The organism is Alteromonas portus, from assembly GCF_005117025.1.
Classification (GTDB): Bacteria; Pseudomonadota; Gammaproteobacteria; order Enterobacterales; family Alteromonadaceae; genus Alteromonas; species Alteromonas portus.
Genome location: NZ_SWCO01000006.1, coordinates 86,736 through 98,857, shown reverse-complemented (window position 1 = coordinate 98,857; position 12,122 = coordinate 86,736). Strand labels below are relative to the sequence as shown.

7 protein-coding genes are annotated in these 12,122 nt (G+C 42.9%); 3 read left to right on the top strand and 4 right to left on the bottom strand.

The annotated features are described in order from the left end of the window. Positions 1–502: 502 nt before the first annotated feature. On the bottom strand, positions 503–1,306 hold the full coding sequence (gene pssA, locus E5672_RS11650) for a CDP-diacylglycerol--serine O-phosphatidyltransferase (protein WP_136782349.1): 804 nt from the start codon (positions 1,304–1,306) through the stop codon (positions 503–505). Between the two features lie 376 nt (positions 1,307–1,682). Between pssA and xdp1 (E5672_RS11645) the strand changes: the two genes are divergently transcribed. From xdp1 (E5672_RS11645) to prsT, 3 genes are all read left to right on the top strand, one after another. Next, positions 1,683–2,621, top strand: a complete 939-nt coding sequence (gene xdp1 / locus E5672_RS11645; protein WP_136782348.1) for an exosortase-dependent surface protein XDP1 — start codon at positions 1,683–1,685, stop codon at positions 2,619–2,621. Positions 2,622–2,782: 161 nt separating this feature from the next. After that, a complete protein-coding gene (gene xdp1 / locus E5672_RS11640; RefSeq protein WP_136782347.1) occupies positions 2,783–3,733 on the top strand; it encodes an exosortase-dependent surface protein XDP1 in 951 nt (316 codons plus the stop codon). A gap of 105 nt (positions 3,734–3,838) precedes the next feature. Continuing rightward, positions 3,839–6,652: an XrtA/PEP-CTERM system TPR-repeat protein PrsT gene (gene prsT, locus E5672_RS11635; protein WP_136782346.1), complete on the top strand. Its 2,814-nt coding sequence runs from the start codon at positions 3,839–3,841 to the stop codon at positions 6,650–6,652. 18 nt (positions 6,653–6,670) lie between these two features. On the opposite strand, the gene dld is transcribed toward prsT, so the two are convergent. From dld to pgeF, 3 genes are all read right to left on the bottom strand, one after another. After that, positions 6,671–8,374, bottom strand: coding sequence for a D-lactate dehydrogenase (gene dld / locus E5672_RS11630; RefSeq protein ID WP_136782345.1), 1,704 nt, complete (start codon positions 8,372–8,374; stop codon positions 6,671–6,673). Between the two features lie 150 nt (positions 8,375–8,524). Then, positions 8,525–11,101 (bottom strand): ATP-dependent chaperone ClpB, encoded by a 2,577-nt coding sequence (gene clpB / locus E5672_RS11625; protein WP_136782344.1) that lies wholly within the window; start codon positions 11,099–11,101, stop codon positions 8,525–8,527. 251 nt (positions 11,102–11,352) lie between these two features. Then, complete coding sequence (gene pgeF, locus E5672_RS11620) at positions 11,353–12,108, bottom strand: peptidoglycan editing factor PgeF (RefSeq protein WP_136782343.1); 756 nt, start codon at positions 12,106–12,108, stop codon at positions 11,353–11,355. Positions 12,109–12,122: the final 14 nt, after the last annotated feature.

Sequence of the window (12,122 nt, the reverse complement as noted above, 5' to 3'; positions counted from 1 at the left end):
CCATGATCAAACTCTTCAATTAAATATATCGAAATATGAATCGTCGTTGTGACACTCTTAACGAGTGCCCACACAGATTGTCTTGTCTAAATTGTTAAAGAACGTTGCGGCTTCGCCGCAATTCACTAGAAGCCGTTGCTTCTTAGTGACTCACCCTGTTCGAGTGAGGTGCGCATTATACGCTGGAAGTTTTCGTTGTCAACACTTTTTGAAAATTTATTTCCTGAAGCGTTTCTTCTAAACTCCCGTCTTTACTGGCCTATGCAGTTAGTAGAGACTTACTTCAGGAGGGTTGCTGTTTTGCTTTTCCCCCGAAGCGGATGCGCATTTTAGGGAAATGAGCGCTCACGTCAACACTTATTTTAAATAAATACAAAAAAAGCGACCATTCGGTCGCTTTTCACTCTATTCGTTTATTATGCAGGCAGAATTATGGAAAAGAGCTCTGTTTAATAACACTAAAAGAGGTTTCCCTCTTTTCATAAAGACTAGAACTGCCTACTTACTGCTTAGAAACGTCTTCACTTTCGCTTTGGTTCTTTTTATCAGCATTGAAGTCCGCGTCTTCTTCGTGATCGCCTACCACGTCATCTAAAGTCACTTTCTCTACCGTGCGGAAAGTATTGATAGGCCCTGCCAGTGCATACAAAGCAAATACTAAAAATAGTACAAGCGCTGGCTCTGTTGCAACAACAACGAATATTAAAAGCACTAATAGAAGGCCAACGAATGGAACCTTGCCATGCCAGTTAACTTCTTTGAAAGAATTATACTTAAAGTTACTCACCATAAGTAAGCCAGCTAAACCAGTTACTGCGGCCACAATTAATCCGTAGTCAGTCCCTACTGCATCATACTCGACACCAACCCAAACAAGACCGGATACAACTGCCGCTGCCGCTGGACTAGCAAGACCTTGGAAGAAACGCTTATCAGCGATGCCAACCTGTGTATTGAAGCGAGCTAGACGCAATGCTGCACCGGCTACATATACAAATGCAGCTAACCAACCTAACTTGCCTAGTTCTGTTAATCCCCAATTATAAGCAACAAGCGCAGGTGCCATACCAAAAGAGACCATATCGGCCATAGAGTCATACTCTGCGCCGAAATCACTTTGCGTATTTGTCATTCGAGCTACGCGTCCGTCCAGTCCATCAAAAATCATCGCGACAAATATAGCAACCGCTGCAGCTTCAAAGCGACCGTTCATTGATGATACAACAGCAAAGAAACCAGAAAACAAACCTGCTGTTGTTAATAAGTTGGGAAGTAAGTATATCCCTTTACGTTTTTGTTCAGACATATGTCCTCATACTTCTACATATACAATTGCGTTAATTATTTCATAGATATCTAGGAACGCATAGCAAAGTAAAGATTACGCCTTGAGACTTTACTTAACCTAACATCAAAAATGCTTTGAGATTTACATTAAACTCAGTACTCATACCAAAGCGTCTGCGTCTTACCTCAACTGCTCAAGTGCAGAGAAAGGTGTTAACTCGCCACACACCAATAACTAGGTATACGGCAACATACCTTAAATAGCTCACCGTTCATATATCATACAAGCCCATGTTGAAATTAGGTACTACTCAAAATTTGTGCATATCAGAATACGCAATGTTTATTAAGTCAGTACTGGAAGCACAATGTGCTTTATATAAAGGAAAGTAGCTATGCGATTACTTCACAAGTCGTTTTCTTTACAATCTATACTGATTCTTTCTACAGCATTGCTATCTAGTCTGAACGCTAGCACTGTATCTGCTACATACCATTATACCAAGCAGAGCTATTCACATTGCGGATCGTCAAACCAAACTACAGAACAGAATGATGTATGTAATTCACCACTTGGTGAATACAATTATGATTTGGTAGATAACAAAGTAACCCAAAACTCCCTGGCGAATGACTCTATTGTTCAAATAGATGGGCTGAATATAAATATGTCGGCTTTTTCTGATACACAAGGTATAACGGGAGAGACCGTTGTTGGCGCCGAGTTGGAAAAAATTTCTGATAAGTGGGGGTATGGCGTTACAAATAGCGATGAGGCGAATTACAAAGGTTATTCTGACCACGCCATTGATAATTTAAATTACTTCTCAAGCGGAAGCGACAATTCGAAAGACTACAGGTTTACAAACGTAGAACGAGATTACGATTTTATTTTGCTATCTTTCGACTCTGCGGTAACACTAACCGGTGCCAGCTTCTCTTGGCTATATAGCAGTAGCGATAGTCAGGTGTCTGTAGCCGCGCTAAGTAACACCTCTAAACTAACGTCTGGCGTTAACACATGGAGTGATACTGTTGCTGATGCCCTAACGTCAGCTTCGTTTGATATTGAGAGTTGTGAATATTTAGATCACCGCGCAGATTTTACGTTTACTGAATCAGCGCAATATTGGTTAGTTGGTGCATACAACACTGTATTTGGAAATATTGACGGAAGAGTGGGTAACGACGCGTTTAAACTTGCCAATATTGGTTTCTCTGTTACAGAAACAATGGGTACACCGGATACAACCGAAGTGTCTGAGCCTGGAACTATCGGGTTACTTATGGCTTGTTCCCTCTTCGTAATGTGGCGCCGTAAAAAAGCCATTTGAAGAAATTAGACTTTAGATCACTGACAGGTGGTACAACCTGTCAGTTTTTTTTACTCGCGCCAACAGAGACCCTAATAAAACACATAAAAATCAATACCTTACGCAATGGCACATTTAATGCTTAGCATAAATATTATTTTCGTAGTATTTGTGGTCAAAAAATGAAATTAAAGCAGTTTTTAAGCACTTCCCTCTTGTTCCTAACGTTAAATGCCAACATATATGCTAATGACAAAGCATTAGATGAAGCTACTTACACCCTTGTAAACGGCACTGGAACTACTCGTACCACAAATATTTTCACGAGTACAGATGCATCTCAAGGCATTTTAATCGACGGCATTAACGTAAAAGTTTCAGTTACCGCATGGAGTGATACTGGAAGTAATGTAACCTGGTACGCCGATAACAATTGGCAAGAAGGGGATGAAGATGAAACCATACAACAAGCTTCTATGGAAGGCTACACTAATTGCAGCGTAAGCAATGGCTCTTGTATTTCAGGCACTGAAGCATACGGGTATGGTATTACTAATAAAGATAGTTCTTGGTACTATAAAAGTCGCAAAGGTAAATGGGTTGGCTCGGAAGAAGCACATTCAGTTGATAACTACAACGAAGAAGGTTTGAGAGATTTTGACATGTTCTTATTATCTTTCGACCAAGAAGTCGTTCTAACTGGTGCTACTTTTTCTGCGAATTACAACGATGGTGGAGAAACTAACGACGTAACTGTTGCTGGACTCAGTTCAAACTCCTTATTTTCCAGCGGTAACGAGTTTACTTGGTCAAATGTGAATGACACAGTAATTGCTGGCGCACTCGGCCATTTCGACATTAGCGAAACGAAAAACGCAGAAAACTATTACGAATCTTCATTCACAAAGAACCTAACCGCCGCTAAGTATTGGCTTGTTGGCGCCTATAATACTATATTCGACCAAAGTGCGAGCGGGTCTATCAACGATGTAGGTTTTAAACTATCGTCACTTTCCATTGGGGTAGAACAACAAACAACGCCACCACCTACGCAAGTAAGCGAACCAGGTGCCCTTGCACTAATGAGCTTAGGTTTGGGCCTTGTTCTTTATAGACGTAAGCGTCGCGTTTAATTGTTTAAAAACGTTTAGAAAACACGTATCTTTAGAAGGTGGCTTAGGCCACCTTTTTTTATGCTATTTTTAAGCCAGTGGCTAGGCTAAGTTTCGAAGGTTTATATGGATTTTTTTAATAATAAAAAGCGAATTGTACATCGCGCTATTATATCTACAGTTGCCTCTTCTTTAATCGCATTCAACAGTTTCGCAACTACATCAGAAGATTACGAAAAAGCGCTCGCCGCATTTAATCAAAACGAATACGATGAATCCTACGTTCACCTTAAAAACAGCTTACAAAAAGATCCTGAAAATCTAGCTGCTAAAATACTAATGGGCGAGATACTGCTTATAAACGGCTACTTAACTGCAGCCGAAATGGAATTTGTGGAAGCGCTAGAAATGGGGGCAGATATCAACCTTCTGGCAGAGCCGCTGGGCAACACTTGGCTTTTCTTAAACAGGTATAAGGAAATTGTAGACTTTTCAGATTTGAACAAGTTGTCAGGTGACGCAGAGCGCGAATGGTTAATGATTCATGCAACCGCGTGTATTAGATTAGAAGACGAGCAGTGCGCCTTACGCGACTACAACACTATCGTTTCCCGTACGCCAGACTTCGTACCTGCCATTAACGGTCTAGCCTCTATTGCCCTTCAAAATGAAGATTTATCTAAAGCAAATTCTCTTATCAATAAAGCCATGTCGTTAGAACCAGAAAACGCAATAACATGGCGTTTGAAAGGGCAACTGGCATATCGACAGGGAGATACTGACGCGGCAACTGCACATTTACAAAAAGCCCTAACGTTTAACCGAGACGATCCTATTGCCCTGCGAAATCTAGTAGATTTGTATTTGGAGGCGAAAGACTACGATACAGCAAAGCTATTCGTTGATGAGATCATTGAAGATACGCCTAATGATCCTCTGGCCATTTTGCTTAATAGCTGGTTGCAAAGCAGAGACAACCAACAAGCTATTGATAATACGAAGCTAAAAGAGCTTAATGACTTTATGGCACAGCTTGACCCTGAGCTCATAACTTCGCAACCTATGTTGCTCTACATAAGCGGTTTAACAAACTTCTTTAATAACAACTTGGAAACAGCCGCAAAAGACTTTAATGCCTATTTGCAACAGGAGCCTGATGATCTACAGGCTGTATTAATGCTAAGCCAAGTTTATATGGCAACACAGCAAGACAAACAGGCGCTTGCGCTGCTTGAACGCCATCAAGAGGCGTTGATGGAAGACCCTGACTCGGCCCTTCTTCTGGGTGACTTATTTATTCGCCAAAACAAAGCGTTCAAAGCTGAACGACTGTTGCAAAACCTTGAATATAAGTACCCGAATGAAAATAAGCTTCAGCTGTTTAAAATCAAATTGATGGCTGCCAGAGGTAAGCAGGACGAAGCACTATCAATTCTTGAAAAGAATTTGCCGACCTACAAAGACAACGCAGGTTTTCTGTTCACTTATTCATTAATGAATTTACAAGCGCAGCAATTCGATAATGCGCTGAAGGGTGCAAATTTACTCAGTAAGCTTTTTCCTGATGAAGCTGAAGTGTACAACCTAAAAGCCGGCATTCTGATTAGACAAGGTCAGTTAGAAGAAGCTAAAACCAATATTGAAAAGGCGCTGGCACAGAACCCTACCCTCTTTCCAGCAAAATTCAATTTAGCAGCTACAGAGAGTCGTTTAGGGAATGTAGATAAATCTAACCAACTTGTAGAAGAGCTACTTGCTTTGTCCCCTCAGCATAACGAAACTTTAATGCTAAAGGCGTTTAATTTAACCAAAGCGGGCGCCGTAGAAGACGCGAAGCAAATTTACCTCGATATATTAACGCTTAATCCTTCGAATATCGGTGCTAGAGAGCGTATTTCATCTTTATACCAGCAACAAGGCGACATCAAGAACGCACTGTATCATTTAGATTTGCTTATAAAAGATGATTTCGACAATGCTGACTACCTTCTTCGTAAAGCTGCGCTTCAGCTATCAAATAATCAACGTGCGGATGCGGAAAAAACGCTAAGCATTGTAAGAAACTTTATTGACGACGATGCCGGAAAGCTTATCGCCTATGCTGACCAAACTCGAGCTTTAGGAAATAACGATAGCGCGTTAAACGCCATGGCTCGCGCACACGACATAGCCAACACGAGCACATTTGTTACCCTGCGCTATACAAGTTTGTTGTTAGATTTACAGAAAAACGATAAAGCACAGTCGTTGTTAGCGACCATTCCCGCAAACCAGCAAGAAAATCCGGTCTATCACTTTCTGAAGGGAAGATTAGCTGCGAATAAGGGTAATGATGAAAGCGCAATTGACGCTTTTGAAAAAGCACTAGACGTGGATGCTGCTTTTGCACAGGCATTTATTGCGATCTACAACTACGCATTAAACGAACAATTTGTTGATGTTTTTTTGAAAACCGCGCGAAAACTTGTTCGTGAAAATGAAAATAACCTGCTGGCGAAAAATCTGCTGGCTCAGTACCTTTTCTTTATACAAGAGTTCGAGGAATCAACAGCACTCTATAAAGAACTTATTGAAGAGCCCAACCTACTTAATCCAGCAGAAGCTTTTAATCGCTTAGCTATCATGCATATTGAAAAATCGCTAATTACCGCGAAAAACTATGCGCGACAAGCTTATGAGCTACAGCCTAACTCTTCTAAAATACTAGACACATTTGGACACATTAAAGCGCTACAGGGAGATTATGAGGGTAGTCTTAAAATGCTTAGAGACGCTTTCGCAAGGGACGCCAATGACCCCAACATTCGCTATCATTTGGGGTACACGCTAGCAAAATTGAATAGAACTGAGGAAGCGAAGAAAGAGCTAGAGTATGCAGTAAATGTAGAGCGACCTTTCTTCAGGCGTCCGCAGGCTAGAGCATTATTAGAGAGCCTTTAAGGCTCTCTTCACATATAGTTATAAACAGCACGAACAATTGCGTTTGTGCTTCTCCATCTTACCAATGCCTGGGTTAAAGGTATTGGTAGGGTCCAGCTGTGTGTAAAACTGCTGTAGAGTACTCTCTGCTTTATACAAATGGCCGACGTTATGCTCAGCCGGGTATTTTGCGCCACGACTATCTAAAAGTGCCAACATGTCTGCTTTTACTTTTTTTGCGTTGCAGCCCTTTTTTAGTATGTAATCTTGATGAAAAACATGACAAAAGAAATGCCCGTAATAAAGTGGCTTTTCAACATGTTTAGCTATGTGCTCAGGCAAGCGCTCTACCCAAAAATCATCATTGCGGCGTAAGGCAATATCTAACGCAAGAATATCCCCTACTTGTTTGTGATGCAGCATTTGATAGCGAACCGCGGCCCCCGCTGCGGCAAAGCGCAGCAAAAACGCTTTAGATGACTCTTCTTCATTACACGTAATGTAGTCACCATCTAGCTTCTCTTTCGTGAACAGCTTGGCTAATAGTGTCTCTGCCTCTTCAATACCGCCATCACTCATTTTAAGGATAAGGTGGTGCTCGTACTTGTCGCGGTAGGCTCTTAAAGTTGAAGGAATTTGGTCAGAGAAAAACTTACTACCAAACTGCATGACTCTGTCACTCAAATAACGTGGCATAAATGGCAGCTTGCTGAACACAGCATCCACCCGCCCTTTAATAGCAAACATTTTAGGTAGTGAGTCAGTGCCTAAACGTTCAATACTCAATATCGTATCTTTGCCATACACATCTGCAATATCAAACATTTCTCTATGCAGGTATTCACCTACTTCAGGGACGTTTTCAAATGTCGACAGAATGTCTCTGCGAATACGGGTAAGTACATCAGCATCGTTTGTACCGATATAAAACGTTTGTTCTTTTTTTGGTACTTCGAATGTATCTAATCGCACCGCAAAAACGGCAATTTTACCCGCGCAACCGCTAGCTTCATAAAGCCTTGATGGGTCTGCATTAAAGCGACTAGGCGTATCAGCATTAACATCGCGAACTATTTGTTCATAATCACTAGCTGACGCTTTCTTACTGGTTTCTGGGAGTGATTTTGAAAAGTTACCTGAAGCGAGGTTACCGATAATTTCTTCAGGTGTTTCACCCAAGTCTATTCCTAAGTGATTAACCAACCGTAGCTTTCCGTTTTCATCTATTTGAGCGAATAGTGATAACTCCGTATAAGCGGGGCCTCGTTTAACTAACGCCCCCCCTGAGTTATTAGCAACACCACCAATGATGGATGCCCCTAAACACGATGAGCCAATCACTGAATGTGGTGCGCGACCGAAAGGCTTCAAGGTTTTTTCTAGTTTAAACAAGGTCGCCCCTGGAAAACTTAACACTTGCTTCCCTTCGTTTAGCAAAACGATATTGTCCATGGCTAAGGTGTTAATAACTACCACCGGCCTATCATAATCATCACCGCTCGGGGTAGAACCTTCGGTCAAACCGGTTTTTGCAGCCTGCATAATAATGATGCAGTTGTATTCAACGCAAATTTTAAGCACTTCCCAGTATTGCATAAGCGTATTTGGAAACAGCACTGCCAAGGCCTCACCTTCTCCCGATCGCCACCCTTTTCGGTAGTGCTCTGTCTGACGTTTTCCAACGGCAAGGTTGCTTTCCCCGAGTACGCGTTTGAAAGCGCTAATAATTGGGGCTGACTGCATGTATAACTCCTAACACTGACGTTGAAATTTCGTTAGCAAGTAAACTAAAAGAAAAGTCGATGATAAAGCAATAATAAGACAACAAAAAAGGCACTGTTTCCAGTGCCTTTAAGGTAATAGAAATTAATATAAATGAATTTTCTATTACTATTAGCTACTTACCACGAATAGGCCACTTTCGTCGGCGTCTATTCGAATAGTGGAGTCTGGTATCAGCTCGCCAGCGAGTAACTGGTGGGCGAGTGGATTTTCCACCTGCACTTGTATCGCTCGCTTAAGCGGCCGCGCGCCAAACACAGGATCAAACCCAGCATCTGCCAGCTTATCCATCGCAGCGGCAGACAGCGTAAGCTTATACCCTTTCTCTGCAAGCCTTGCGCGAAGCGAAGCAAGCTGAATTTTGGCAATTGATTTAATTTGTTCTTTCCCTAGCGGGTGGAATACCACAATATCATCTACGCGGTTTATAAATTCAGGTCTGAAATGCTGCCCGACTACACTCATTACCGACGCTTTCATATCGTCATACTGACTTTCGTTGTGCTTATCTTGAATGATGTCTGAACCTAAGTTGGACGTCATGATCACAACCGTATTTTTAAAATCTACCGTGCGCCCTTGTCCATCAGTTAAACGACCGTCATCCAACACTTGAAGCAGAATGTTAAATACGTCTGGATGTGCCTTTTCAACCTCATCCAATAAAATGACCGAGTATGGTTTGCGACGTACAGCTTCGGTTAGGTAGCCACCTTCCTCATAGCCAACATAGCCAGGAGGCGCCCCCACTAAGCGTGCTACCGAGTGTTTTTCCATAAACTCAGACATATCGATACGTACCATGGCATCTTCAGTATCGAACATAAAGCCCGCCAAGGCTTTACAAAGCTCTGTTTTGCCTACGCCCGTTGGCCCTAAGAATAAGAATGAGCCAATAGGTCTGTTTGGATCGGCAAGGCCAGCACGTGAACGGCGAATGGCATTTGAAACTGCTTCAACAGCTTCTTCTTGCCCAACTACCCGTTTATGAAGTACGTCTTCCATGCGTAACAGCTTCTCTCGCTCGCCCTCAAGCATTCGAGCTACAGGTATACCTGTCCATCGAGAGAGTACATCAGCTATTTCAATGTCCGTCACTTTGTTTTTAAGCAATGTGGTCTCACGGGTTTCGTTTTCAGCTGCTTGCTCTAACTTTGCTTCAAGTTCAGGGATACGGCCGTACTGAAGCTCCGACATACGGTTTAAATCGGATGCCCGTCGAGCAATTTCTAAATCTAGCTTAGCTTGTTCAAGCTCTCCTTTAATGCTTTGAGTACCCTGCATGGCGTCTTTTTCATCCAGCCATACTTTTTCAAGCTCTGCGTACTTGGTTTCCGCCTGCTCACGCTCTAGTTCAATCATTTCAAGGCGCTTATGGCTCGCATCGTCAGTCTCTTTAGCAAGCGCTTGCTCTTCCAACTTAAGCTGGATGATACGCCGCTCTAGTCGATCCATGTCCTCAGGTTTAGAGTCTATTTGCAATCGAATGCTAGAAGCTGCCTCATCAATAAGGTCAATGGCTTTATCCGGCAATTGACGGTCACTAATATAACGATGTGACAAACTTGCCGCTGCGACAATAGCGGGGTCGGTAATATCTACTGAGTGATGGAGCTCATAGCGCTCTTTTAAGCCTCGAAGAATAGCAATGGTGTCTTCCACGCTTGGCTCTTCAACCAATACTTTTTGGAAACGGCGCTCAAGCGCTGCGTCTTTTTCAATGTATTGGCGATATTCGTCTAATGTGGTTGCCCCCACGCAGTGCAGTTCACCACGGGCTAACGCGGGTTTAAGCATATTCCCAGCATCCATAGCACCATCGCCTTTTCCGGCACCTACCATGGTGTGCAGTTCGTCAACAAATAGAATGACGCGGCCTTCTTCTTTAGCCAATTCGTTTAGTACTGCCTTCAAACGTTCTTCAAACTCACCGCGGTATTTAGCACCCGCCACTAATGCGCCCATGTCGAGGGCAAGAACGCGCTTGTTCTTCAAACCTTCAGGCACTTCGCCGTTAATGATGCGCTGCGCTAAACCTTCCACAATAGCAGTTTTACCCACCCCAGGCTCACCAATAAGCACAGGATTGTTTTTGGTTCTGCGCTGCAGCACCTGAACCGTTCGACGAATTTCGTCATCTCGCCCAATCACCGGGTCGAGCTTGCCCTGTTCTGCTCGCTCAGTAAGGTCTGTGGTGTACTTTTCAAGCGCTTGACGTACGTCTTCTGCGTTGGGATCGGTCACCTTTTGTCCACCCCGCATATCATCTATCGCGCTTTCAATAGCGTCTTTAGTGATATTAAGGCTTTTAAGAATTTCACCCAACCGCCCTTTATCCTGAAGAGCCGCCAAAACGAAGATTTCAGAAGTGATATATTCGTCTTTTCGTTGCTGAGCAATCTTGTCGCAAAGGTTAAGTAGAATGCCACTGTCTTTACTTAATTGGACATCGCCACCAATGCCTTCGATTCGAGGTAGACGTTCAATTGCTTGGCTCAATGCGGAGCGTAGCGCATTGACATTAATGTTTGCTTGGTCAAGCAACGGGCGTACTGAACCACCTTGCTGGTTGAGCATGGCAGTCATTAAATGGACAGGTTCAATATATTGATGATCTCGCCCCAATGCGAGTGATTGAGCATCGGATATCGCGAGCTGAAATTTACTGGTAAATCTATCTAGTCTCATAATCTCAACCTAATAAGTGAACAACTATACCTGCGGTAACACGCCGCGGTTACGAACATTTTAACTCTCGCAGAGTAGGTAATGATCTATGCGCAATGGCATTCTTTATGTTCTAGTTATGTAGGCTGCTCAATTGTGATTCAAGTATGAGATTGAAAAGTTAGCCAAAAAGATAACAATTAAGATATGAAATTTGATTTAGCGCAAACCTTTGATGAGACTAAAAACGGCTGTCCATGTTTCTAAACAATCTAAAGCAGGCCTATCACGCTGACCATTCGCCCAGTCGTGCGTTTGTTTTGATGAGTTGCCCTTCGATGTGAGTAAAAGCGCTGTTCGTCAGTGTAAGTGCACAAGTTACTTTGCGTAATTGAATTAACACCCGCTTGTTGCAGCTGCATTTGTGCTATTAAAGGTAAGTCTAACAGGTATTTTCCTTTATTATAGCTATTAGCGATTGCACCCTTTACATGACGAAATTTACTTGCCAGTTGAGCATCCACTTCATAGCAAGAGCCGCTGATTGCAGGCCCTATCCAAGCTATAAGCTTATTTGCGTCACAGCTAAAGTGCCTAACGGTGTTGGCGATAATGTTTGTATCAAGACCTTTCCAACCTGCATGTACTGCGGCGACTTCTTGCCCACTTTCATCACATAACAAGATGGGTACACAATCTGCAGTCATTATGGCGCAAAAGTGTGAAACTGAAGAAGAGTGCGCCGCATCAGCGGTAGTGTCCGCGCTCGGCAGAGACACTACGCGATTGCTGTGCACTTGCTCTAACCACGTAATTTTATTGCTATGTGGTATCGCGCTTCTATTGGCTTTGACTAATAAAAGATCATCCCCCACATGAGCCCCAACGTTCAAGCCTGCGAAATCACCTAAGCTCGTGCCTCCTTTTCTTGTCGTTGTGTAAGCGACAATATTAGAGGGGCATGACCACGCTGGCGTAATCAAATCCAGCGTGGATGAAAGAGGTGAATTTGCAGCTGACCACGTCATAAGCCCTGCTCCAT